The organism is Prevotella pectinovora (assembly GCF_041323955.1).
Lineage (GTDB): Bacteria > Bacteroidota > Bacteroidia > Bacteroidales > Bacteroidaceae > Prevotella > Prevotella pectinovora.
Window position 1 is genome coordinate 2,651,672 of sequence record NZ_JBGLIV010000001.1, and the last position, 25,299, is coordinate 2,676,970.

The following is a 25,299-nucleotide window of genomic DNA, read 5'->3' on the forward strand; positions in this document are numbered from 1 at the left end:
TTTGTCAGCGGCATGGTCAGGATGCCTTGCCGCTATGCTGTTTTCTGTTTCTTGTTGACGTGTATGCAGGTCTTATGCCCCTATGCTGCATCAGAAGAACATATAGCATATCGCTATCGCCGCGATTACTCCGGCAAGGTCTGCCAGAAGTCCGCATGCCACGGCATGTCTGGTGTATCTGATGCCCACGCTGCCGAAATATACGGCGAGGATATAGAAAGTGGTGTCGGTGGAGCCCTGGAACACGCTGCTAAGCCTGCCTACGAAGGAATCGGCACCGTATGTCGTCATGGCGTCTACCATCATTCCACGTGCTCCGCTGCCGGAGAGCGGCTTCATGAGTGCTGTAGGCAACGCTCCCACGAAATCGGTGTTTCCGCCCAACACTCCTACTGTCCATTTTATTCCGTCGATTATCATGTCCATGGCTCCCGACGCACGGAACACTCCGATGCCCACGAGTATTGCCACGAGGTATGGTATTATCCTGACTGCGGTCTGGAATCCTTCCTTCGCTCCTTCGATGAAAGCGTCGTAAACGTTGATTTTCTTCCTCACTCCTGCCATAATGAACCCCACGATAATAGTCATGAGCAGGATATTCGCCACCGTGGTGCTCACTATGTTCATCTGGTCTTTGTCGAGCTGTCCGAATCCCCATATAATGCCTGCCACGGCGAGCGACATGCCGCCGACGGTGAGCAGCATCACCTTGTTGAGAAGGTTGATGCGCTGATAAAGGCTCGTGATTATTATTCCTGCCATAGTAGAGAAGAATGTGGCAAGGAGGATGGGGATGAATATGTCGGTGGGCTGTGCCGCTCCGAGCTGCGCCCTGTATACCATGATGCTGACGGGAATCAGCGTCAGTCCGCTGGTATTGAGCACAAGGAACATTATCATCGGATTCGTTGCCGTGTCCTTCTTCGTGTTGAGCTGCTGCAGCTGTTCCATTGCCTTCAGTCCGAGCGGCGTCGCCGCATTGTCGAGTCCGAGCATGTTGGCGGCTATGTTCATGAATATGGAGCCAGTAACGGGATGCCCCTTAGGTATGTCGGGAAAGAGCTTGCAGAACACCGGCGAGAGCAGCCTTGCCAGTGCATTCACCATTCCGCCCTTCTCTCCCACCTTCATTATGCCGAGCCACAGCGAAAGGACGCCGGTCAGTCCGAGGGAAATCTTAAAGGCTGCCTTCGACGACTCGAACGTGGACCCCATCATCTCCGGGAACACTTCGAAGTCGCCCATGAAGATCAACTTCACCAACGCTATGACGAAGGCTATGACGAAAAACGCTATCCAAATGTAATTCAGCACCATGCTTGATAATGTTTTGGTTATTTTATGTTGTATTGTCTGTTTTCCCTGTTGTATCTGTCCTTGCCGGTTATTTAGCGGAAAAACATCCGTCAGTAGGTCACATAATGGCTGAGCCTTTCTATGTCTGCCGGCGTGAACGATTTCAGCAGGCGCAGGTCTTTGAGTGACTTTATATCTCCGCGCAGCCGACGGTAGTCAACGATATCGCGTGCCTGGTAGTAATTGATGTATGGATGCTGACGGAGTTTTGAGAACGACAGCTTGTTGATGTTAAGCTTCGTCACCGCCCCTTCGTCCACGCTGACATACTGGAGAGCCTGTTCGGGCAGTCCATCTATCTCGAGCAACTGCCTTGCGGAATAGAAGCCTCCCAGCCGCTCGCGCTTTCTCACTATAGCGATGGCGTATCCGCTACCTATTCCCGGCACCCGTTTCAGCAGTGTAGTGTCGCTGGTGTTGAGCGGCACGGTCTCTCCGGGGCGCAGCTTACGGGGAAATTTCAGTGTGTCTCTCGGCGGAGCGTCATTGTATTCTGCCGATGGCGAGCCATGGCGGTCGTAGGCGGAACGGTCATCGGTATACAGCTCCGATGCCGGTCTGTAGTCAGCACTGATGCGGATATATGGTTCGAGCGCTCTGTACTGCTTCACGGTAAGTCCGTAGAGGCGCGCAAAATCCTTCGGCTCCCGGTATACTCCTCCGGAAGCACGATAGCGGTATATATTTCTCACCATCCATTGGCTCAGTCCGAGCCTCAACAATTGTGTGCTGTCTGCCGTATTGGGATCAAAGGGGAAGAGTTCGGCTTTTCTTCCCTCCACATTATAATATTCTTTCTCTCCAGCGCCAAGAGCCTTCCCGCCAGCCACCGCGGTGCTGTCGGCAGGGGTTCCGACGAAGAAATCATCGCCGGAACAGACCACGAAATATGATGTCACCGCCAGAATTATGACGAGACTGACGATGAATATCGTCGCTATGCGGTCTGACTTCGTGAAATAAAAGAAATCTCCTAATGGCATCCCTGGCTTTTTTATTGTATTGTCAGCAAGACTATCCCTCCCGCAGATTCGTCAACGGGAAGAAATCGGCATTTGCTGTCGGTTGGTCAACGAAACTCCTCCGGCAATTGGTTGCGCCACAGCACAAAAGGCATCTGGCGAAGATAGGAGTTATAGAATCTGGCGTCTCCGGTCACTTCTTTTGCGATGAAACCAGGCTTTTCGAATGCCTCGTCTTCACTCTGAAGCTCCACTTCTGCCATCACGAGTCCTTCGTTATCACCATAAAACTCGTCTACTTCGAAGGTATGTCTGCCACTCTTCACAAGGAACCGCGTCTTGTCGATGATTCCCGGTTCACAGAGTTGCATCAGGTGTTCCGCCTCATCGAGGGTTATCTCCTTCTCAAACTCATAGCGCGAGAGTCCTCCGTCTACCGACGGTCCCTTGATGGTAAGGTATCCCTTCTCGTCGCGGATGCGCACACGCACCGTGCGGCCATGACCGCTGCATATGTACCCCTGCTTGATGCGCGACGACGAATAAGCCTGTCGCTTGTATTCGTCGTCGCGTTTGTGCACGAGGAACTTTCTTTCTATCTCAAGTCCACTCATCAGCAGTCTTTCCTTGATTAACCTTGTGTCGCGAAATAGATGATGAATGCCAATGCTCCTATGGCGAGGGCACCCAATATCCAGTTGAACACCTTTACTCCTTCTTTAGCCTGGCGCTCCTGATAGCGCTCGCGGCGGTCTTTTCCTTTCTTGCTCATAGTACAAAATTATTTAGATCCATAATCATATTGCCGTTATGCGAAGAATCCTTGCCGACGACATGCGATTACATTAATGATATTATTTGCGATTACAATAATAGTATTATTGCTGTTCGTCGTTCACGGGGAACTCCATGAGATACGCCTTTATGAATCCGTCGATCTTGCCGTCCATCACTCCGTCCACATCAGAGGTCTGGTAGTTGGTGCGGTGGTCTTTCACACGACGGTCATCAAAGACATAACTTCTTATCTGGCTTCCCCACTCTATCTTCTTCTTTCCTGCCTCAATCTTCGCCTGTGCTTCGAGACGCTTCTTCATGGCGCGGTCGTAGAGCTGCGACTTGAGCAGTCGCATGGCGTTGTTGCGGTTTTCGAGCTGCTTGCGGCTCTCGGTGTTCTCGATGAGGATTTCTTCCTCCTCGCCGGTATCCGGGTCGACATACTGGTAGCGCAGACGCACTCCGGTTTCCACCTTGTTCACGTTCTGTCCTCCGGCTCCACCGCTTCTGAAGAGGTCCCAGCTCACTTTCGACGGGTCTACATACACCTCTATGGTATCATCGACGAGCGGCGACACGAACACACTGGCGAAGCTCGTCATTCTCTTGCCCTGCGCATTGAACGGCGAGACTCTGACGAGGCGGTGTACTCCGTTCTCGCTCTTCAGATATCCGTAGGCGTATTCGCCGCCTTCTATCTCCATGGTGACGCTCTTTATTCCGGCCTCGTCGCCCTCCTGCAGGTTGCTAATCGTAACTTTGTGGCCATGCGACTCAGCCCATCTCATATACATACGCATGAGCATCGATGCCCAGTCCTGGCTCTCCGTACCGCCTGCTCCCGAGTTTATCTTCAGCACACAGTCCATAGGGTCTTCCTTCTGGCGCAGCATGTTCATAAGTTCCAGGTCTTCAATCGCCTTTATCGCCTTGGCATAGTCTTCGTCCACTTCCTCCTCGGTCACCATATCGTCATGGTAGAAGTCGAAGGCAAGCTTCAGCTCTTCGGCATAGGTACGAACCTCCTTGTATCCGGTGATCCATTTCTCAATGCCCTTCACCTTCTTCATCTGTTCCTGCGCCCTCTGCGGGTCGTCCCAGAAGTCAGGGGCCTGCGTGCGGAGCTGTTCTTCTTCAAACTCCACCTTCTTCTTGTCGATTTCCAGATACTTGTGCAGAGCGTCGGCACGCTCCAACACGTCTTTCAATTGATCTTGCGTTATCATTATTCTTCTTGTATATGGTATGGCGAGGAGTTACTCGGCATACATTTTTTCTATTTCGTTCTTATAATGCTCATTGATCACCTTTCGGCGCATCTTCAGGGTGTTTGTCAGCTCTCCGCTCTCCATAGTGAACGGCTTGGGCAGCAGCGTGAATCGCTTTATCTGCTCATAGTGGGCGAGCTGCTGCTGCAGCGTTTCTATGCGTTCGGTTATCATCTGGTGTATCTTGCCGTTGCTGCAGAGGTCTCCTCTTGACGTGAAGCTGATGCCGTTGGCCTGGGCGTATTTTTCGAGGGCACCGTATTCGGGAATGATGAGTGCCGACACGAACTTGCGCTGGTCGGCGATAATCACTATCTGGTCGATGAACTTGTCGACGAGCAGTTTCGCCTCTATCATCTGTGGTGCGATATATTTTCCGTTGGATGTCTTGAAGAGGTCTTTTATCCTGTCTTTCAGGAACAGCTCACCGTCTTTCATATATCCCGAGTCGCCAGTCTTGAAGTATCCCTCGTCGTCGAACGACTGTGCGGTAATATCGGGTCTGTTGTAGTAACCCTTGGTGATGGTAGGGCCTTTGAGGCACACCTCGCCCTCATCGCTGATCTTTATCTTTATGTTGTGGATAGGTCTGCCCACCGACCCTATGGTATAGGGTTTCTCTCCCACTCTGTCGCAGGTCACGGTGGCAAGGCTCTCCGTCAGTCCGTAGCCCACCACCATGGTGAGTCCGATGGAATGCACGAATTCCTCAACATATGACGACACGGTGGCTCCTGCCGTCGGGAAGATGTTGGTGTGTTCGAGTCCCAGCTCGTGGCGCACGAGACTGAACAATGTCTTGTTATACATCTCATACTCCATGTGCAGTGCCAAAGGCGGACGCTTTCCGCGGCTCAGATATTCGATGTTGTGCTTTCTGCCCACGGCAAGGGCGTGTTTGAAGAGTTTGCGCTGTATGGGGTTCGCACTGTCTATCTTCTCCTTCACTCCTGTATAGACCTTCTCCCAGAAGCGCGGCACGGCGCACATGCTCGTGGGATGTGTCTCCTTCATTGACTTCTGCACTTCGTGCGGATCGGTGTTCACAATCAGCGTAGCACCCTCCGAGATACACAGTATCGTCCATCCCTTCTCAAAGATGTGGGCATATGGCAGGAAGTTGAGCACGCGGTCGTTCTCCGTCACCTTCACCGCCCTGTCGTTGGCTTCAATGGCGGCACTATACTGCAGATGACTGAGCATCACTCCCTTGCTGTCGCCTGTGGTTCCGCTGGTATACAGGATATTGGCGAGGTCGTCGGGCGACGCCTCCTTATATAGTTTTTCCACTTCGGTCTGGCGCGGCAGGTTCTCGCCGAGCTTCAGAAAGTCGTCGAAATATACGGCGTTGGAATCGTTGGGGTCGATCTTCACGTTGTTGTCGAAGATGATGATACGCTCCATCGTAGGACAGTGAGAGAACACGCGGTGTGCCTTGTCATACTGCTCCTGCTCTCCCACGAAGAGGAAACGTACCTGAGCATCGTTTATCATGAACTGTATCTGCTGCTCGCTGCTTGTGGCATAGAAAGGTATTGTCACGGCACGCACGCCCCACGCTCCGAAGTCGCAGAAAATATACTGCACGGAGTTCTGCGAGAATATTCCGATGTTCTCCTGCGGTTTGACACCGAAGTTGAGCAATGCGTTGGACACGACTTTCACTTTGTATGAGAATTCGTTCCATGTGTATGACTTCCATGTCTTGCCTCCGAAATCCTTGTATACAAGCACTTCGCGGTCGCCATACTTCTTTGCCTGGTCGTGAACCAAGACTGACAAATGACTTTTAGTCTGCATAATTGTTCTGTTTTTCGGGTGCAGCGCCTCGTCGTACGGCGAGACTTCTTCCACCTATATTTATGCAAAGATAATAAAGTTTTTTCATACGGCACAAAAAATCGGATATGATTTACCCCAAACCGCCCGATTAGTCGGTTTGGGGTATATATATGACGTGTATTGCACACATGTTGCTGTCGCTGCAACGCAGCGTCTGGCATCGGATTATCTGTTGTCCTTGGTGCTCTGTTTCTTGTCTTTCTTCTCTTGTTTTTTGTCCTTGGCATCCTGCTTCGTGGCTGGAGTCAGGATTTTCGTGTATTCCTGCCGGTCGTTGATGATGCGGCATGCCTCCATCATCTGCTTGTCGTAGTTGAGGTTGTTTTCTATCGCTCCCGCCTGGAAATAGTATGCCGCCACAATGTCGGCGGATATTATCTGGTTTATCAACTGCTTGTTACGGTCGAGGTCGGTGGCGAGGTTGTGGCGGAATTTCTTCTCCAGCGCATCGAACTCCTCCTTGGCATCGTCGTAATAGCCTTCAAACTTCGCTATCTTCTTCAGCTTGTCGAGTTCCTTGCTGCTTTCGGCGTCGTATTTGAATCCGCTCTTTATCACCTGCTGCTTGAAATCCTCATACTCCTGGTCGGTGAGTTTGAACTCTCCTGCCGGTGCTATAGTGGGATGCTTGGCGATGTAGTCAATCTCGTAGTTGAGCATCACTTCGGTGGAGTCGAGTCCCGAAACGCTGAGATAGTATGCTATATTCGGCAGCGAGTCGGGTTTCACTTCCACGTCAGGCTTTATTCCTCCGCCGTCGCGCACCTCTCGACCTGACTTGGTGTAGAACACGTGGGTGAGGCTGTCGGCGACATGTTCGGTGTATCCGCCATGGGCATGCTTGTAGTTGATTGCCTGTATGCAACGGTTGCTGGGGATATAGTATTTTCCTGTCGTCAGTTTGAGCTGGCCGTTATAAGGCAGGTCAACGGGCGCCTGAACGAGACCCTTGCCGTATGTCCTCGTGCCGAGCACCACGGCGCGGTCGAGGTCTTGGAGCGCACCTGAGGTTATCTCGCTTGCCGACGCCGTCTCGCCGTTCACCAGCACTACGATAGGCATCACTGTGTCGATAGGCTCCACGGTGGTCTTGTAGTCTGTGTTCATGCGTTTCATCTTGCCGCGGGTCCTCACGATGGTGAGGTCTTTGGGCACGAACATGTTTACTATCTGCACCGCCTCTTTCACCGATCCTCCGCCGTTTCCTCTGAGATCGAGCACGAGACCCTTGGCCCCCTTGTGCTTCAGGTCGATGAAGGCACGGCGCACGTCCTTGGCGCATCCGTCAGTGAAACTGTTCAGATTTATGTATCCTATGCCGTCGGGGCGCACACCGTAATATGGCAGGTATGGCAGCGTGATGGCACGGCGCTTGATGCGCATCTGCATCTTCTTGCCTGTTGACGGGCGCTTTATCTTGAGCATGAAGGAGGTGCCTGGGTCGCCGCGCAGATGGGAGCTGACGAAGGCAACGGTCTTGTCGGTCATCGTGGTGTCGTCGATGCTCAGGATGATGTCACCCTTCTTGAGTCCGGCTTCTGCGGCTGGACTTCCCTCGTATGGTTCGTCGATGACCACTCTCGACAAGGCTGTGTTATAGCGTATCATGGCTCCTATGCCTACGTATCTTCCGGTGAACATCTTCTTCAGTTTGTTCACTTCGCTCTCGGGATAGTATTCGGTATAGGGGTCGAGCGAATTGAGCATTGCATTGATGCCATTGCCTATCACCTCGTCGGCATTCAGTGTGTCAACATATATCATGTCGAGGTAGCGATAGATGTCGCTGAACACTTCGATGTTCTTCGACACGGTGAAGTTATGGTCTTTGTCGTTCTGCGCCTTAATAGTGACGGAGAAAACCGACAGCAGGATGGCGGATAATAATAATATTCTCTTCATTCTTTTCCGTTGGATTTCATTATAATCTGCAAACTTACACAAAACTTTCGATTTTCACCTTATTTACTTTCATAAATATTGTTTCATGGCGAGTTTTACAGCTCATACACACATATAGCAATTATATTTATCCTCATTCAGAGCCAATCTGTTTAATCCTATAATATAATTTGCTTAATCTTATAAATAATCTGTCCAATCTTATAATATAAGGTAGAGAGTCCTCGGAAAAGATGACAAATCAGGGAATAGAATGACTTTTTTGAAGAAAAATCAAAAAAAAAGACGGAAAATATTTGGAGGTTACATAAAAATGCCTTACCTTTGCACTCGCAATTAAGCAATAACGCTTTTAGCAATGCTTCAATAGCTCAGTTGGTTAGAGCACCTGACTGTTAATCAGGGGGTCGTTGGTTCAAGCCCATCTTGAAGCGCAAAGAGGAATCACTTACGAGTGGTTCCTTTTTTATTTTCATATAGTTTGAATATCGGCACCATTTTTGGGGTGGACACATTTTTCTGACGAATTATCATTAAAAGTACACACTTTTCCTGACGAATACTTGCCAATGATTATACTTTTCCCAATGAATAATCAAGAAAAGACCACGTTTTTAAGCATAAAATACAAGAAAACACTAATGACCAATTGGGGATACAAAAAAAACAAAATGAGCGCAAGTCTTGGGGAATAGCCTATTTTTTAATATTTTTGCACGAATATGGATGCCGCACATTACGGCAGAGAAACTAAAGACAAGGATATGGACAACGATTTCGATATAAGACAAGAGACATTGTCGTCGGCGGAAAAAGAATACGAAAACGCCTTGAGACCGCTACGTTTCGGTGACTTCAGCGGACAACAAAAGGTGGTGGAAAACCTGGAGGTGTTCGTAGAGGCGGCGAAATACCGCGGCGAACCGCTCGACCACACGCTGCTGCACGGACCGCCAGGACTGGGAAAGACGACGCTCAGCAACATCATTGCCAACGAACTGGGAGTGGGATTCAAGATAACGAGCGGTCCGGTGCTCGACAAACCTGGCGACCTCGCCGGCATACTGACATCGCTGGAGCCCAACGACGTGCTCTTCATCGACGAGATACACCGTCTGTCGCCTGTCGTGGAGGAATACCTGTATTCCGCCATGGAGGACTATCGCATAGACATAATGATAGACAAAGGACCGTCGGCAAGGTCGATACAGATAGACCTCAACCCATTCACGCTCGTGGGGGCCACGACACGCAGCGGACTGCTCACGGCACCGCTGAGAGCGCGATTCGGAATAAACCTGCATCTGGAATATTATGACCCCAAGACGCTGATGCGCATCCTGAAACGTTCGGCAAACATCCTGAAGGTGCCCATCGACGACGATGCGGCAATGGAGATAGCACGACGCTCGCGTGGCACGCCACGTATCGCCAACGCACTGCTAAGAAGGGTGAGAGACTTTGCCCAGGTGAGGGGAACGGGAAAGATAGACACCAAGATATCCCACGTGGCACTGACGGCGCTGAACATCGACCAATATGGTCTCGACGAGATAGACAACAAGATATTGCTCACCATCATCGACAAGTTCAGAGGCGGACCGGTGGGCATCACCACCATCGCCACAGCTATCGGCGAGGATGCCGGCACAGTGGAGGAGGTTTATGAACCGTATCTCATCATGGAGGGATTCATAAAGCGCACACCACGAGGCAGAGTGGTGACAGAACTCGCCTTCCAGCATTTCGGCAGAAACCTGACATTCGGAAATCCTGCAGAACCGTCGCTGTTCTGACGGTTCTGCAATCGGGTCAGCCCCGTCTTGCCGTGCGCGTCACCAACTGATAGAGCGCCGGCAGGAGGATGAAAAAGGAGAATATGATGGCCAGTCCCATCCGACGGTGGTCGCCGCCGAACAGATCCGTCATCCGCACATCTGACATTTGATGTGGCATAAGGCGAATCATGAGATATGCCACCGTATTGTTAACCCAATGGCATAGCACTCCCGGCACGATGCTACCCGTACGACTGTATATCCAACCGAGGAAGATGCCGACAACGAAAGCGTATGGCATCTGGGCGGGGTTCATATGGATCAGGGCGAAGAGAAGGGCTGAAATGACTATCGGCAACCATGTCTTGCCCTTCATCACGGAGAGCAGCGTGCGCAATATCGCCCCGCGGAATATCATCTCCTCCACAAGCGGAGCGAAGAGGCATATCGTTACATAGCCGAAATTGCTGCCTACAAGCAGCGTCAACTCATCTTCCACAAGATTCGGCAGCTCTGGCATCGCCTCTTCGAGAAACGCCATGGGAATGATGGAGCCCAGAGTGAAAACCACTGTCCAGAACAACACGTCCCAATGTTTGCCTCGCACATAATCGGGCGACAGCGGACACCACTTCAATCTATAGAACATCACGAAGAGCACTATACTGTATACCGCCGAAGTGAGCACCAGTTCTGTGGCCTTGTCGGCTGCCGGGCCGGCGATGAGACGATACAGTGGGGGTATCATGAATCCTGCTACCACCTGGATGATTACACCCCAAAGGAGATAGGTGAACACGTCTTTATTCTTTGCTTCTTTCATATCGGGAAATCATTTGTTTTTCTTTTTTCTAATACAAACCAGTAATCAATAATGACCGTTGGGTGGGTATCCATCATCCCAAGAGGTCGAGCACCTGCTGGCGGTCGGATTGCAACTGGCGCATCAGCTCCTGCTCAGAAGCGAACTTGCGCTCAGAACGGAGCCGCTTCACGAAGCTTACGCTGATTTCGCTGCCGTAGAGATCGCCCTCATAACCGATGATGTGCACTTCCAGAGTGGTGGTCTCACCGTCGAAAGTAGGACGGCAGCCGATGTTCATCATTGCCGGCCTTTCCTTGCCGTCGCCCACATTGGCTGTCATGACATATACTCCCGGTGCGGGAATCATGGTGCGGACGGACGAAGGGGCGATGTTTGCCGTAGGGAAACCCATCCTCCTGCCCTCTTTCACTCCTCCAACGACCTTGCCTCGCAACGCATAGCGATATCCAAGGCATTTGGCGGCAAGATCTACCTCGCCCCCGGAGAGGAAGGTGCGGATGACGGAAGAACTCACGTTGACTTCGTTGAGGACGAGAGCCTTGGCGCGTATCACCTCAATGCCGATCTGCTTGCCGAATACCACATAGTCGTCGAAACCTTCAGAACGGTTATGACCGAAGCGGTTGTCGTAGCCTATCACAAGATACTCCACACCGAGACGGTCTTTCAACACCATGCGCATGAAGTCGAAAGCCGAGAGCGACGCCGTTTCTTCGTTGAAAGGCAACACCTCGCAGCGGTCAACGCCTGTGGCACGGATTCTCGCCACTTTCTCGTCGAGCGTACTGAGCATCTGCGGCATATAGTCGCTATGCAACACCTCACGAGGATGCTTGTCGAAGGTCACTACAACAGACTGCAGTCCGTGTCGCTCTGCTACTTCCTTCACCTGGTCTATAAGATAGCGGTGACCACGATGTACACCGTCGAAAAAACCGATGGTGGCAACAGAGCCTGCACCGTGACAATGATTGGTGACGGACTCTCTGCCAACAGAGTTTTCATCGTCTGGCGAGAGGATATCGAGCCACTCGTCGCCATGTGTGACATGCAGCGTGCGGATGCCGAAGGCTTCTGCCGCCTTGCAGTTGGCAAGGGAATCGTCAACGAAGAGCGTCTCCTCTGCCACGGCTCCTGTCTCCTGGAGCAACGTCTCGAAAATCCGCGGGTCAGGTTTCACCATTCCCATATTATACGAAATGAATGTCTTGTCGAAATAATACTCCGGACCATGGCCTGAGAGCGGGAAGAAATGTTCCACCGCCTTGTCCCAATGCACGGAGTTACTGTTGCTGAGCATATACACTTTGTGGGTCTTGTGCAGACGTTCCACCGCCCTCATGCGCCTCACCGGGATTTGCTGCAGCAGTTCGCCCCAGGCATAGCGTATCTCCTCATTGCTGGCTTCACAGCCTGGAGCACGGCGGCGAATCTCATCGCAGAACTCCTCCACACTGATCTTTCCCAGTTCCAGATCGAGAAACATGTCTGCCTGCTTGCATTCATCCACATAGCAGGAAATCTTGTGGGCACCGATAGCGTTGAGGGCCTCGATGCACTTATGCCTGTCGAGGTCTACCAAGACGCAACCGAAGTCGAAGACTATATTCTTTATTCCGTTGAGTATATCGTTTTTCATCACTGATTGTTTATTTCTTTATCCAAATCGGTCATTAGGAATACCACATTAAACGGCCTAATGACCGTTTTGGGTTATCAATCTCGCCACAAGGCGCCATATCTCTCCTGCCCACAGCACAAGGGATGTGGCTGCCACCACATACACCCAGTCGAGAAGCGAGAGAGGCACCGCGCGGAACATCTTTCCGCCGAAGGTCACTATCACCCACTGTCCCACGAAGACCGCGACGAGTATACCTGTGAGCACCTTGTCATGACACAGTCCGCGGAAGGCGGAATGGTCGGTGCCGAGCGCCTTGGCATTGAAGAGGTTCCAGAACTGCAGCATGACGAAGGCGGTGAAGAACATCGACAGTTCGTGTGTCTGCATTCCTCCGCCCGTGTTGAAGCAATGGATGAGATATATGAACATCACGGCAAACATCGCCACACCGATTCCCATTATGCCTCTCACCATAGAGTGATTTATGATGAAATCGGACTGCTGCCGCGGTTTGTCGTCCATCACATCCTTTGTTGGCGGCAGTGAGGCGAGTGCCATGGCGGCGAAGGTGTCCATGATGAGGTTGACCCATAGAATCTGAGTCACCGTAAGCGGCAGTTCGGTGCCTATCACCGCTCCACCGAGAACAAGCAGCAAGGCTGCCACATTGACCGTGAGCTGGAAGAAGAGGAAACGCTGCAGGTTCTTATACAGCGACCGTCCCCACATCACGGCATTGACGATGCTTCCGAAGGAATCGTCGAGCAGCGTCATGTCGCTGGCACCCTTGGCTACACTGGTTCCGGAACCGAGTGAGAGTCCCACATGGGCATGGTTGAGGGCAGGGGCATCGTTCGTTCCGTCTCCGGTAACGGCGACCACCTGACCGTGTTTCTGAAGCATAGCCACAAGGCGCTGCTTGTCGGCAGGACGGGCACGACACATCACCTTGAGACCAACAACGCAGTCATAGGCCTCATCATCAGAGAGGGCGGCGAAGTCGGGACCGGTTATTACGGCGTCGGCGGCCGACTCCTCGTTTATTATTCCTATCTGGCGGCCTATCTCACGGGCAGTAGCGGCGGTGTCGCCAGTCACAATCTTAACTTCTATTCCGGCTCTTTGGCATTCTGCCACAGCACCAGGCACATCGCTGCGAATCGGATCGGAAATGCCCACAATGGCCTGTGCCTGCAACTGCCCTATATGCATGGCGGCACGCTCCGCATCGGCTGGCGTGGCATCAGCCGGCAGCTCTCTGTAGGCAAAGGCAAGGGTGCGCATTGCCTTGGTCTGCCACGAGGTGAGCCTGCCGGATATCTCATCCGCTTCCTCTCCGGCAATCCGGCAAGCGGCGAGAACTATCTCCGGCGCTCCCTTCACGAAGAGGTATTGGCGGTTGCCAAGGCGTGCTGCAGTGGCCATGTACTTGCGTTCGGTGGAGAATGGCAACTGGTATATGATATCCTCGGCATGGCGAAGCTTACGGTAGTCATCTCCCTCTCTGCCGAGCCACAAGAGGAGCGCCACTTCTGTGGGATTGCCGATTCCATTGGTGCCTGCCTCCGTATCAAGATGAGCCGTGGTGTTCAGGGCGAATGCCTTGGCGAGGAGATCATCGCTGCCATACAGTTTCCGGATATCGGCAACCTGCATGCGGTTCTCGGTGAGCGTACCGGTCTTGTCGGTACATATCACGGTGACGGCTCCCATCGTCTCACAGGCATGCAGCTTTCTCACGAGGTTGTTGCTCTTGAGCATCCTGCGCATATTGAGGGCGAGGGCAAGGGTGACTGCCATAGGGAGCCCTTCGGGAACTGCCATCACTATCAGTGTCACCGCCATCATGAAATAGCGGAGCACGATCTCTGCCATGCGGAAATAGTCGTCGCCTCGCCACACGCTGTCGGTAACGACATCGTGGACGAGGAATATCAGGAAGGCTGCAACGGAGATGCCGATGCCGAATTTGCTGACGAGCTTTGCCAGCTTGTCGAGCTGCACGTTGAGGGGTGTCTTCACCGATGTCAGTTCGGTACTGCTGCGTGCCACCTTGCCTATCTCCGTGGCGTCGCCCACGGCAGTGACTCTGTATGTGGCGCTGCCGTTCATCACCATAGTGCTGCGGAGCAACATGTTGCAGGGATAAGCGGCATCATCTGCGGTTGACGATTCGGAACCGGCTACGCTCTTGGTGATTATCGGTTCTCCCGTCAGCGACGACTCGTCCACCTGCAGACTCGACGATCTGACGAGGAGTCCGTCGGCAGGTATCTCATCGCCTACTTCCACCAATACGATGTCGCCGACAACAATGTCGCGACGTGCCACTTCCACCACCCTGCCCTCTCGGCACACCTTCACGGGCTGCTCTTCGCTGAGGGCGGTGAGCACATTGAATTTCTTCGCCGCATCTCGCTCGAAGATGAAGCCAATGGTTGTGGCAAGGAAGATGGCAATGAATATGCCTATCGTCTCTACAAAATCACCATCCACGAATGCCAGCACGAGGGATATCACCGCTGCCACGAGGAGAATCCGGATTATAGGGTCCTGGTATTTCTCCATATACAGTTTCCACATGCTCACCGGTTTTGGCGGCGTGAGCACGTTCTCGCCATGTTCTCTGCGGCTCTGCTCCACCTGGCTGGCAGAGAGGCCGCCAACGGTGACGGCGTCTGTATCTAATGTTTCTTTCATAATGTTTATGTCAATAATGCCGAAGCACCGCTTATCCGATGCTTAGGCAATGCAAAGGTAATAAAAAGACAATGATTAGTGACTTCACCACCAATCCGCCCACCGCTTTTTATGTATATTTTGCAAAAAAAGACAGGACAAGAAGCCTGCGAATATCTTTTTTTGCGATAAAATTTGGAATTTAGACAAAAACTTCTTATCTTTGCAGTCGCAAACTTGACCACTTAAGTGTCAAGCCGGGCTTTTAGCTCAGTTGGTTAGAGCAACAGACTCATAATCTGGAGGTCCTAGGTTCAAGCCCTAGATGGCCCACTTTGAAAATCAAGCAGTTAAGCCACAAACTTAGCTGCTTTTTCTTTTGCTTTGCGAACACATTGCGAACACAGAGACTTTCGTGCAGCAACGTGCTTTTCGCACATTTTCATGCTTTTTTATCTTGCGAACACGTATTTTCATCAGATTTCATTCCCTAATTGCACTCTCATTTGGACGATATCCAATACGTTGCTAACAATGCTGATAATACCAAGACCCATTATTAGTGATAGGACAATCGTCGCTATCGTCCTGGAATATTGTTCAATTGCCAACAAGATGCCAGATGATGCATGGAAAGTAAACAATGGCAATTCCGATGGCGTGGACAGAACAAAGGCAAACAATGCTCCGCCAGCGATGAAGCCCGCCACAAATGCAGCTATCATAGCATATTTGTAGCGACGAAGGTTTGCCTCCTCATACTGACGAAGGTATTCTACGGCATCGAGTTTTTGGGTTAGGCGTGCCATAAACTCATCCTTATCGTCAAATTTCGGACGCTGGGCAAGGAAGAGTTCCTCAAGTGCTTTATCTTTCATCATAACTTCAATCTTGTTTTCAGTTTGTCACGTCCTCGCGTGAGTTGCTTCTTCACGGCATCTTCGCTTGTGTCTGTTATCTGAGAAATCTCTTTTACAGAATGTCCGTCAAGATAGAACAACACAATGGCTGCTCGTTCTTTGGGAGGCAAAGTGGCGAGAGCAAGGTAGAGATCCTGATAAGCATATTTTGCATCAGCATCACTTGTGCCTAAGACTGTTTTTGCCTCTTCTATGCTTTCAAATGTCCGTTGGGCTGCCTTATGATTAAGGAATGTGTTCTGTGCAATCTTGAAGAGCCACGATTGGAACTTTCCTTTATTCTGATAGCCTGCCGAGGCAAGATACGCCTTGACCAAAGCATCCTGAGCAATATCGTCAGCATCATCCTTGTTGCCACAGCAGAGGGCGAGCAAGAATCCACGAAGTGCCTCCTGCTCGTCACTGACGAGTTGTATGAACTGTTCTCTGGTCATCTACTCTTTATGCCTGTCGCAAGTTCCGTTCCTCTGCTTCCATTTCCTTGGCGAGCATCTTTCTGCCTACGATATAGCTAATAATGAATGCTATGCCGACAGCAAGTAGAACTGCACCACCGAATCCGAGTGTGTAAATGTCCTTGGGATGACCGCCACCTACATATCCCATACATCCAGCAGTAGCTATTGCCCCCACTCCAAGGAAAGCCGTAACAAGTCCCCACTGCAGTTTATTCAGTAGTTTCTCCTTGAGCAACTTGTCAGGAGCATTCATCTTTCTTACCAATTCCTCAATGTCAATGTCAGCATTCTTTTCGAGTGCAGCAAGAATGATTTCCTTTCTATTCCTTTCCGAAGCCATCTTACCTCTTAATGCAAGAAAAATAATTGTAATTGGGAGAATAACGGCTGTTCCAAGCACAATAAAAAGGCCTACGATATCATGACTTTCCATATTTTTAATTGTTTTATTGGTTAAACTTCTTGTTAATTATTGAACCGATTCACTATAACAACAAGTGAAAGTAGGAAAAGGTGACGTCCCATCTGTGTTTTTTCAAAATTATCTCAAAAAACTACACTAAAGACAAAACAACATCTGGCGACATCTCCATCTTTGTTATAGCGCAAAGGCTGGTACCCATATCTTTGACACTTGCACCCATCAGGTACACATCATCATCAACAACCAAGAAACGGTCATGGGATTTATGGGGCAACTGTACGAACACCACAGTATCGTATTGCTCATTGTGCTTCTCCAGATCCAACTTGAACTGTTCGGTATAGCGAGAGTGTATCGTAGCCGACACCCCTTTTTCTCTTTTGGTCAGCAAAGTGAGAACTCTTTCATCCACGAAGTTATCAATGAGGACAATTCGTTGTTTGGCACTACGAACCAGTTGAGACACATAACTCCAGGCATCCCACACGCAACCTGTAGCAAAGATTTGTTCAGGTGTCACCGCTGGAGCCAGTTCATCCATGCGCTGCAGAACTTGCTCCACCTTCTGGTCAGTAAGTATCTGATGTTGCTCCAATCTCTCTATGCGCTGAAACATACCTGCATTGGCTGAGAGAAAACGACGCATAGCAACGAAGGCATCCATAATCATAATGCTAACCTCTACGGCTTTATCACTTCGAAGCACGGAAGATAATTGGGCTACACCTTCCTCAGTAAAAACGTAATGTGGTACAGGAGAAAACTTCAGAGGTCTAAGGTGGCCACAATTTGTTACCACCTCTGATAACTCTTCCTTGGTAAGCATAAATCTAAAACGCTCAGGAAATCGACTCAAGTTGCGTTTTACAGCTTGGTTAAGAGCTTTTGTTTCAACTCCATAGAATTCTGCTAGGTCTCTATCTATTACAACCTGCTTGTCTCGGATAGTAAGAATTCTCGATTGAACTGTTCGCTGTTGAAGGTGGTCACGATTTGTGACCACCTTAACGGTATCTGATGTATTTTTCTTTGCCATAATCTTCAATTTGCCTACAAAGTTATTATTTTGATTTGACAACAGGGCAAAATTTCTTTATTTCCCTATCATTCTCTTAATAAACTCCTTCATTTCCTCTGGAGTCATACTGTCAACATCCACCTCTGGTTCTTGATTCTCTTTCAAGTTCAGAAGTTTGTTGTTGAACTCAAATCTCATCTCCAATGGATACATATCTTGGTAGCCTCGGGTAATATTGTTGCCTTGGGAATGTCCCATACCCTCCGAAACGTATTCCTCAGGAACTTTCAACATCTTAAGGTTGCTTGCAAAAGCATGGCGAGCCCAGGTACTTGATGGCTCCTTTTCCCATCCCAAGACTTCTTTACACACGCGTATCACGCGATCCTTAATATTGGAGTTTTCCTGTACACACAGCTTACGCATCACCCTTTCGTCGTTTGAACCCTTGAAAATATCAGGGAAAACGCGTGCGCCTTTACTTGGCTTGGCAGCAATCTGATCAAGTATGTTTTGCAGTGGAGTAATGATTGGCACAATAACTGTTGCCTCTCCGTTTACATTACGATGTGTCTTGTGCCGTTCAAACTTCAAGCAACGTCCACCTTCTGCATAGTAAGTTCTGTCATAGGTTATGCGACCCGCATCAGCAAGGTTGAAGCCGTTACATAGATACTGTGCCAGGAACAAACCCAACGAATAATGTACACGATGTTTGTATGCGCTTCCCCACGTATCTGGGTAACGTCTTTCCATAAACACATAGTACAGTTCTGTCATCTCGTCAATCGACAGATATGATGTTTGCCTTTTTGCTCCACGAGGTATAGACAGCTTTGACTTCTCTTTGTTGGAAAAAGGGTATTTCTCTTCTGGAAGGAGTCCTTGCTTAATGCATTCGTTCCAGGCCACACGGCATGCGCGATAATACATTCCCTTTGTAGCAGCTTTAACAGGAGCCACAATCTCCACGCCATCCTTCGTGATTCCATTGGTCAAGACATCGTCCCACTTCTTCATGATGTTCACATCAATCTTGAAGCCATCAACTTTGCCAACAATTCTTTTGAAGGAGTTCAGTGCGCATGCATAATTATCTGCCGTACCTACTTGACCGTTTGCTTCATAACTCTTGATCAAATCCTCCCAGAATGTGATGAAGTTCTTTGGGTTGGCAGTAGACGTTGTCACACCAGCCATTGCCGACTTAACGACATCAAGAGTCAAGTCCTGATTCTTCTTGAGTTTGACAAGTTTCTGGCGATAGTCCTCCAGAATCTTTTGCCACTCCTTTTGAATTGGCATCAGGCTACTGCGAGAACTGGTCACGCTGCACACTTCATTGAAATACCTTTCCTTTTGAAAAGGCATGTCTGTCAGTTTGTGGTAGTAACGTTTGCGATTGATAGTGAAACATATCGCCATTGGGTACTCGTCAGTTGACTTGTTGGTACGTTTATCCAGCACAAGAGTCAGCGAACAATTATCCACTTTGTTACAGTTGAGAGAGGTCTTTTGTGCGTCCATTCTTAAAAGAGTCTATTGCTACTTTTGGGTGGGTCTGTCTGTGTTCTTGCGAACACGTTGCGAACACATTGCGAACACCAAAGCCCATTTCATAGCATTTCGCATGATTTTTACTTTTCGGGTGAAAAGCTACAAAATATCTATGAATCAACGCAATATAATTAAAAATAAAATTACTTGAAACACAAAGAAATTTTATTCTAACAGACTCATAATCTGGAGGTCCTAGGTTCAAGCCCTAGATGGCCCACTTGCAACAGAAAGCAGTTACGGATTCCGTAGCTGCTTTTTTTGTTGTATGCTCGGCACGAGCATTGTCTAACGGGTGCAAGTCCCGAGTAAGCCTTAATAGCGGGAATTACATAGCCAAAGGCAAGGGTGTTCATCGTGAGGTGAAATCTGAAAGAAGCCGGTGGCAAACATCTGACCTAACGTACAGAAACTTCATACAAGGCATATGACCGTGGGTAAGGTTGCAACACAGACCAAAGCCCCATAGCTATTCGGAACGGTCGGTGTAAATGAAGTGGGTATAAGATGGAAAGACAATGCCCTTATCCGAGGAGGTCTCACGGACGCTTCAAATAGTTTTTTTTTACGAAAGAAGCGGAGTAAAGCTTACCGTGAGAAGTCAGCAGACGCCATAGTAGTGCAATAGTCGATAACGTTGCACGAAGGGCTGAACCTAACAATTAAACGATAGTAATTGAAACATACCTCATGAAGGAAAGAATGCAGAAAACATTATCCCAAGTTAATGGCTGCCCCCAAAGAGATAGGTCGGAAACCGAATGGTATGGGGGAGTGCAGACCTTCATGTGGATGTGTGAAGACAACATCGTGGAAGTACCATTCGACAAGGAGCACCTTTTCGAGCAAATCCTCAGTCCTTCCAATCTCAACCGAGCCTACAAGGCTGTTATGAGAAACAAAGGCTGTGGTGGTATCGACAAGATGTCATGCGAGCAGTTGCTCCCATGGCTCATGACCAACAAGGATGTGCTCATCCGTTCCTTGATGGACGGCTCTTACCGTCCGAACCCAGTGAAAAGGGTAGAAATACCCAAAGACAACGGCAAGATGCGCCTGTTGGGAATACCTACAGTAGTAGACCGTGTGGTGCAACAAGCCATCAACCAAGTACTGACTCCCATCTATGAGAACCAATTCTCCAAGACAAGCTACGGCTTCCGACCGAGAAGAGGATGCCATGATGCACTGCGTGGAGCGCAAAGGATAATCAACGAGGGCTACACCTATGTAGTAGACCTTGACCTTGAACGCTTCTTCGACACCGTGAGCCATAGCAAGCTCATAGAAATCCTCAGCCGTACGATAAAAGACGGCAGAGTTGTCAGTCTTATACACAAATATCTCCGAAGTGGTGTAATGAACAAAGGCTTGTTTGAAGCGAGTGAGGAAGGAACTCCCCAAGGAGGACCGCTAAGTCCGTTGTTGAGCAACATCATGCTCAATGAATTGGATAAAGAACTTGAACGCAGAGGGCTTCCCTTTGTACGCTATGCAGATGACTCGATGATATTTTGTAAGTCCAAGAGGGCAGCAATGCGAGTGAAGGAGTCTATAACCCGATTTATAGAGAATACTCTATATCTCAAAGTCAACAAGGAAAAGACCGTAGTGTCGTATGTGCGCGGAGTGAAATACCTCGGCTACTCCTTTTATGTGATGAAGGGCAAATGCCAACTCACAGTGCACCCAAAGTCCAAAGCCAAGATGAAATCAAGGTTGAAAGAATTGACAAGTCGCAGCAACGGATGGGGATACGCCAAGAGAAAGCAAAAGCTGAAAGAATACATAAGAGGGTGGGTCGGCTATTATCATCTTGCTAATATGAAACGTCTCTTACTTGATACTGATGAATGGTTAAGACGTCGAATACGCATGTGTATATGGAAAGCTTGGAAGAAAGTCAAGACAAAAGTGGCAAACCTCATCAGATGTGGCATTAATAAATACCAAGCATACGAATGGGGTAATACTCGCAAGGGCTATTGGCGAATAGCTGACAGCCCTGTTCTAAAAAGGGCGATAGATAACAATAAACTACGCTCCGCAGGGTATGCTACTTTAATGGAGGCATATCTCGAATGGTATCCAAAATAGGAACCGCCGTATGCGGAACCGCACGTACGGTGGTGTGAGAGGTCGGAAAACGAAAGTAGGAAGAAAACTGCTTCGTTTTCCTCCTACTCGATTTTAATGAAATGCTTTCGGGCTATGACATAACGACGGACAGCAAAAGCGGAATGCTATTTTTGAGGTCAACCAGCAGATTGTTCTTGCAGGTCTTTATAATGGTGTTTTTTTCAACGAAGCTGCTTTCTACGGTGGAACTTGTCTGCGCATATTCCATGGATTGCAGCGTTTCTCAGAGAATTTGGATTTTTCTCTTCTTGCTCCTAACGATAATTTTGAATTTACGCAATATTTTCAGCCTATAGTCGACATATTCGCTATGGTCGGCAGAGAGGTTGAAATAAAAAAGAAGGACAAAAAAAGAATTTTGGCAAGGTGGAGTCTGCATTTCTGAAAGACAACACAGATGTATATCTTTGTTAAAGGATAGTTTCCTATTGTCATCTGTTGTTGATTACAAGCTTCTCCATCAGAATCTGAAGCCGAAGAACATTCTCACCCGCCATTTATTTCTGTGGAGCTGCAGGTGGGCATCGTCGCCGGCAACGGAATAGTTGCATATCGCTGTGGCTCCGGCAAACTTGTTGCGCCAGGAATATACCACGGCAGCACGGCCGGTGATGATGACTGAAGGGAAATGATACTCCATACTGTTACGATAGGTATATGAGCCGGTAGAGGAATCTGTTGATTCATCGGCAGAGACGTCCGGAGAGGTAGAGATGGCAGAGGTGGTTGTAGCGCCATCGCTGATGGCGGCATCAGCCGCAGCGGCAGATTCCTCGCCGGTGGCTGAAATCCGGGTCTTGGTGTAGTCATGGGAATATATGGTGACGGTGGGCAGGGCGGAGAGATGGAAGAGCCAATGGCGGTGTACAACGAGGTTATAGGCATATCCTCCACCAACGGCAAACTCGTTGAGACGGATGGTCATATCTTTCATCTCCGTCTTCGACCCGTCGAAGCTCGCCCCTATCATCCAGCTGCCGGCGCTGCGCTTCTGCACATAGCTCTGGCTGAAGGCGGCAGGGAATGAGAAGCGGCGACTGTTGAAGGCGTAATAGAAATTGAGGTTCAGGGCATTCTGCGACACCTGTCCCCTACCCACGTCCACTCGCTTGCCATCAACATAGCGGTGGCCATGAAAGGTCTTTGACGACAGATACACCACATCAAAGCCATAGCGGTTGCTGTATGAATTGAGGTTGAACTCATAGTCCTTGTTCTTTCCAGCGAGTTTGGCAGGATTCACAGAGAGGCTGAGCCCCAGTCCGCGATATGCCGCCGCCACACTGAACGTGCCCCGGCAGTCTGCCATCACATGCGTACGGCGCTCCAAAGCATCCGTCTTCGTCACGGTCTGCATGTCGGCACCCGACAACACACCAGTAAGCTTCACCGTCCACCGTGCATCAGGACGGGCGATGTATGCCGTGTCATATTTTATCTTGTTGTATTTGGCAGCCAGGAGGGAGTCGCCGCGGAACAGGAGCCTGTCGTAGCGCTGCATGCGCGCCTGGCGCTTGTGGTATTGTCTCAGCAGTCGTTGTTTCTTCTTCTCGCCCATATTGCTGCGGAGCACCCTGTCAATGAAGAGGGAGTCAGCCCAGCGCAGCATCTGGCCTCTGTCAGCCGACTGCCGGAGCTGGAGTCTGAGACTGTCGGCAATCTGCAGTTTTTCTCTGAATGTCTTGCGTTGTTTCTTCTTTTGGGCGAGGGCGGTTGCCGGTGTCATAAGCGACAGTACGACGAAGAGCAGTATCACCTTGATGGTTGCGATACTGCTCACGGGAACTATTCTTGATGATATTCTTTGTGGAATTCTTTGCATATCCTTTGATATACAGGTTGTCAACGCTTCATTTCCTTCAGCAGCGCCAGTGCCTTGTTCTCGGCAGCTTCCATGATCTCGCGCTCGCCGGGACCTTTGTCGTTGATGCCGCAGAGATGCAGGATGCCATGGATCATCACGCGGTGAAGCTCGTCGTCATATTCCTTGCCGAAGAGTTCGGCATTCGAGCGCACCGTGTCGAGCGAAATCACTATATCACCGCTCACCACATCATCCTCGTCGTAGTCGAAGGTGATGACATCCGTATAGTAGTCGTGACCGAGATATTCGCGGTTCACCTCCAGAATCTTCTCGTCGTCAACGAACATATATCCTATGTCGCCCAACCGACGCTTGTATAAAGCCACTACAGCCTTAATCCAAGCCGTCGTCTCGCGCTTCTTTATCTTTGGCATTGCTATGCCCTCTGAATCGTATGAAATCATAATCAGAAAATTTATTGTTGTCCGTTTTTGTCAGGGCAGGAATCGCTTCACGTCCTTTCCGAAGTGTGTCAGCTCCCTCACCACGCTCGAGCTGATGCTCTCCATTCCGGCTTCGGCAAAGAAGAGCACCGTCTCTATTCCCGTTAGCTGCCGGTTGATATCCGCCTGCTCACGCTCATATTCGAAGTCCTTCACGCTTCTCACTCCCTTTATGATGAACTCCGCTCCCTCGCGGCGGGCGAAGTCTACGGTGAGGTCGTTATACTGCTTCACCTCTATCTTCTCCTCCTCTTTGTATATCTGGCGTATTGTTTCCACGCGCGTTTCCGTGGTCTGCATGTATTTCTTGCGTTCGTTGTAGCCCACTCCTATCACGATTTTGTCGAAGAGCGGCAGAGCGCGTTTCACGAGCGAGTCATGGCCTATGGTATAGGGGTCGAAGCTGCCCACGAGTATTCCTATTCTCATATCTGTATATTTGCAATGGTATGATTCCAGTCCTAATGACTGATTTGGGTTATATCGTTGCAAAAGTAATATATTCATTTTTCTAATGCAAGAAAAACGTTGTCATTTAACCCAAATCGGCCATTAGGGCGTTTGGGAAGAAAATAAAATTGAATATCTTATAGTTGTAATTATTCAGTGAACACTAATTAATAGCAAGCCCTATTTATTATCATCCAAATTTCCCCCCACGTCATAGATAAAATCCAAAGAACACAGTTTAGAATTCTGCAGTCAGCGACATAATGTCAGAGAACGGTTAATATTTTTAAACTTTTCTGACGATTTGTCAAGCCACAATAGTCATAATGACAAAATATGTAAGCGGCACAGGAATTGCATCTCCATTAGCGAAGGCTGAAAACCGAAGGCGGAAGGATTCGAAAGAAACCTGAAGCCGAGAGGAGAAAGCCGATGAAAAGACTGCTGGTCAAAGCCGATGAAAAGAGGCAGAGATCAACGGAAAAAAACAGATAAATAAAAAACTAAAATAAAAATGGAGGTATTTGATATGTTACCAGTAATGAACAGAAATCTTTGGATGCCAGAAGATTTTAATGACTTTTTCGATACTGACTTCATGCCACGTGTAAGTGCTACGGCACCGGCAATCAACGTTAAGGAAAGCGAGAAAGACTACACAGTGGAACTCGCCGCTCCTGGACTGACAAAGGATGACTTCAACGTCAACATCGACAACGACGGTAACCTGCACATCAAGATTGAGAACAAGAGCAACAAGAAGGATGAGGACAAGAAGAGCCACTATCTGCGTCGCGAATTCTCATACAGCAAATACGAGCAGACATTGCTCCTTCCTGACGATGTGGAGAAAGACAAGATCGCTGCCAGCGTAAACCATGGCGTATTGACCGTAGAACTTCCAAAGCTCGTGAAGGCAGAGGAGAAGACAGCACGTCAGATTGAAATCAAATAAGGCGTGAGAGAGAAGGAAGCATAGAGAAAGGAGAATGTTTTAGATTACATAAAC

General features: G+C 49.4%; 21 protein-coding genes, 2 tRNA genes and 1 pseudogene. 6 read left to right on the top strand and 18 right to left on the bottom strand.

The annotated features are described in order from the left end of the window. Positions 1 to 90: 90 nt before the first annotated feature. The 7 genes from ACDC99_RS10310 to ACDC99_RS10340 form a co-directional block, all read right to left on the bottom strand. Complete coding sequence (locus tag ACDC99_RS10310) at positions 91 to 1,320, bottom strand: nucleoside recognition domain-containing protein (protein ID WP_287072640.1); 1,230 nt, start codon at positions 1,318 to 1,320, stop codon at positions 91 to 93. 89 nt (positions 1,321 to 1,409) lie between these two features. Continuing rightward, the gene (locus ACDC99_RS10315) at positions 1,410 to 2,342 is read right to left on the bottom strand and encodes a helix-hairpin-helix domain-containing protein (protein WP_370756699.1); all 933 of its coding nucleotides are present in this window, start codon (positions 2,340 to 2,342) and stop codon (positions 1,410 to 1,412) included. A gap of 86 nt (positions 2,343 to 2,428) precedes the next feature. Next, positions 2,429 to 2,935 carry a CYTH domain-containing protein gene (locus ACDC99_RS10320; protein ID WP_022317379.1) on the bottom strand — a complete coding sequence of 169 codons (507 nt, stop codon included), beginning with the start codon at positions 2,933 to 2,935 and terminating at the stop codon, positions 2,429 to 2,431. Between the two features lie 17 nt (positions 2,936 to 2,952). Beyond that, a complete protein-coding gene (locus ACDC99_RS10325) occupies positions 2,953 to 3,093 on the bottom strand; it encodes a hypothetical protein (RefSeq protein WP_156132550.1) in 141 nt (46 codons plus the stop codon). Between the two features lie 106 nt (positions 3,094 to 3,199). Then, complete coding sequence (gene prfB, locus ACDC99_RS10330; RefSeq protein ID WP_278841152.1) at positions 3,200 to 4,324, bottom strand: peptide chain release factor 2; 1,125 nt, start codon at positions 4,322 to 4,324, stop codon at positions 3,200 to 3,202. 30 nt (positions 4,325 to 4,354) lie between these two features. Beyond that, the gene (locus ACDC99_RS10335) at positions 4,355 to 6,166 is read right to left on the bottom strand and encodes an AMP-dependent synthetase/ligase (protein WP_278841154.1); all 1,812 of its coding nucleotides are present in this window, start codon (positions 6,164 to 6,166) and stop codon (positions 4,355 to 4,357) included. Positions 6,167 to 6,373: 207 nt separating this feature from the next. Continuing rightward, positions 6,374 to 8,110: a S41 family peptidase gene (locus ACDC99_RS10340; RefSeq protein WP_370756700.1), complete on the bottom strand. Its 1,737-nt coding sequence runs from the start codon at positions 8,108 to 8,110 to the stop codon at positions 6,374 to 6,376. Between the two features lie 360 nt (positions 8,111 to 8,470). On the opposite strand from ACDC99_RS10340, the gene ACDC99_RS10345 reads away from it, so the two are divergent. Next, positions 8,471 to 8,544: transfer RNA gene (locus tag ACDC99_RS10345), tRNA-Asn, on the top strand. Between the two features lie 330 nt (positions 8,545 to 8,874). Further along, positions 8,875 to 9,906 carry a Holliday junction branch migration DNA helicase RuvB gene (ruvB, locus tag ACDC99_RS10350; protein ID WP_042519782.1) on the top strand — a complete coding sequence of 344 codons (1,032 nt, stop codon included), beginning with the start codon at positions 8,875 to 8,877 and terminating at the stop codon, positions 9,904 to 9,906. Between the two features lie 16 nt (positions 9,907 to 9,922). Here the strand turns inward: ruvB and ACDC99_RS10355 are convergent, their stop codons facing one another. From ACDC99_RS10355 to ACDC99_RS10365, 3 genes are all read right to left on the bottom strand, one after another. After that, positions 9,923 to 10,711, bottom strand: a complete 789-nt coding sequence (locus ACDC99_RS10355) for a CPBP family intramembrane glutamic endopeptidase (protein ID WP_370756701.1) — start codon at positions 10,709 to 10,711, stop codon at positions 9,923 to 9,925. A 73-nt stretch (positions 10,712 to 10,784) separates the two neighbouring features. Then, the gene (gene ribF, locus ACDC99_RS10360; RefSeq protein WP_370756702.1) at positions 10,785 to 12,353 is read right to left on the bottom strand and encodes a riboflavin biosynthesis protein RibF; all 1,569 of its coding nucleotides are present in this window, start codon (positions 12,351 to 12,353) and stop codon (positions 10,785 to 10,787) included. A 57-nt stretch (positions 12,354 to 12,410) separates the two neighbouring features. Beyond that, the gene (locus tag ACDC99_RS10365; protein WP_370756703.1) at positions 12,411 to 15,038 is read right to left on the bottom strand and encodes a calcium-translocating P-type ATPase, PMCA-type; all 2,628 of its coding nucleotides are present in this window, start codon (positions 15,036 to 15,038) and stop codon (positions 12,411 to 12,413) included. Positions 15,039 to 15,276: 238 nt separating this feature from the next. On the opposite strand from ACDC99_RS10365, the gene ACDC99_RS10370 reads away from it, so the two are divergent. After that, a tRNA-Ile gene (locus ACDC99_RS10370) sits at positions 15,277 to 15,350 on the top strand. 143 nt (positions 15,351 to 15,493) lie between these two features. Here ACDC99_RS10370 and ACDC99_RS10375 read toward each other — a convergent pair. From ACDC99_RS10375 to ACDC99_RS10395, 5 genes are all read right to left on the bottom strand, one after another. Continuing rightward, entirely contained in the window at positions 15,494 to 15,898 is a 405-nt protein-coding gene (locus tag ACDC99_RS10375) for a hypothetical protein (RefSeq protein WP_370756704.1), read from the bottom strand. Further along, on the bottom strand, positions 15,895 to 16,371 hold the full coding sequence (locus tag ACDC99_RS10380) for an RNA polymerase sigma factor (RefSeq protein ID WP_370756705.1): 477 nt from the start codon (positions 16,369 to 16,371) through the stop codon (positions 15,895 to 15,897). The genes ACDC99_RS10375 and ACDC99_RS10380 overlap by 4 nt, the downstream gene beginning before the upstream one ends. A gap of 7 nt (positions 16,372 to 16,378) precedes the next feature. Continuing rightward, positions 16,379 to 16,828, bottom strand: a complete 450-nt coding sequence (locus ACDC99_RS10385) for a hypothetical protein (protein ID WP_370756706.1) — start codon at positions 16,826 to 16,828, stop codon at positions 16,379 to 16,381. Between the two features lie 121 nt (positions 16,829 to 16,949). Further along, positions 16,950 to 17,855: an ORF6N domain-containing protein gene (locus tag ACDC99_RS10390; protein WP_370756707.1), complete on the bottom strand. Its 906-nt coding sequence runs from the start codon at positions 17,853 to 17,855 to the stop codon at positions 16,950 to 16,952. 57 nt (positions 17,856 to 17,912) lie between these two features. Beyond that, complete coding sequence (locus ACDC99_RS10395; protein WP_302749060.1) at positions 17,913 to 19,364, bottom strand: phage integrase SAM-like domain-containing protein; 1,452 nt, start codon at positions 19,362 to 19,364, stop codon at positions 17,913 to 17,915. Between the two features lie 720 nt (positions 19,365 to 20,084). Between ACDC99_RS10395 and ltrA the strand changes: the two genes are divergently transcribed. Both ltrA and ACDC99_RS10405 read left to right on the top strand, forming a co-directional pair. Further along, positions 20,085 to 21,491, top strand: coding sequence for a group II intron reverse transcriptase/maturase (gene ltrA, locus ACDC99_RS10400; protein ID WP_044075172.1), 1,407 nt, complete (start codon positions 20,085 to 20,087; stop codon positions 21,489 to 21,491). Positions 21,492 to 21,592: 101 nt separating this feature from the next. Next, positions 21,593 to 21,938 (top strand): annotated as a pseudogene (locus ACDC99_RS10405) (nucleotidyl transferase AbiEii/AbiGii toxin family protein); the annotation flags it as partial. A gap of 55 nt (positions 21,939 to 21,993) precedes the next feature. On the opposite strand, the gene ACDC99_RS10410 reads toward ACDC99_RS10405, so the two are convergent. The 3 genes from ACDC99_RS10410 to coaD are packed head-to-tail and all read right to left on the bottom strand — an operon-like array spanning position 21,994 to position 24,269. Continuing rightward, positions 21,994 to 23,355, bottom strand: a complete 1,362-nt coding sequence (locus ACDC99_RS10410) for a DUF4421 family protein (protein ID WP_370756708.1) — start codon at positions 23,353 to 23,355, stop codon at positions 21,994 to 21,996. A gap of 20 nt (positions 23,356 to 23,375) precedes the next feature. Further along, entirely contained in the window at positions 23,376 to 23,801 is a 426-nt protein-coding gene (gene ybeY / locus ACDC99_RS10415) for an rRNA maturation RNase YbeY (RefSeq protein ID WP_370756709.1), read from the bottom strand. A 30-nt stretch (positions 23,802 to 23,831) separates the two neighbouring features. After that, positions 23,832 to 24,269, bottom strand: coding sequence for a pantetheine-phosphate adenylyltransferase (coaD, locus tag ACDC99_RS10420; protein WP_022317392.1), 438 nt, complete (start codon positions 24,267 to 24,269; stop codon positions 23,832 to 23,834). Between the two features lie 550 nt (positions 24,270 to 24,819). On the opposite strand from coaD, the gene ACDC99_RS10425 reads away from it, so the two are divergent. Then, complete coding sequence (locus tag ACDC99_RS10425) at positions 24,820 to 25,245, top strand: Hsp20/alpha crystallin family protein (RefSeq protein ID WP_370756710.1); 426 nt, start codon at positions 24,820 to 24,822, stop codon at positions 25,243 to 25,245. The last annotated feature ends 54 nt before the right edge of the window (positions 25,246 to 25,299 follow it).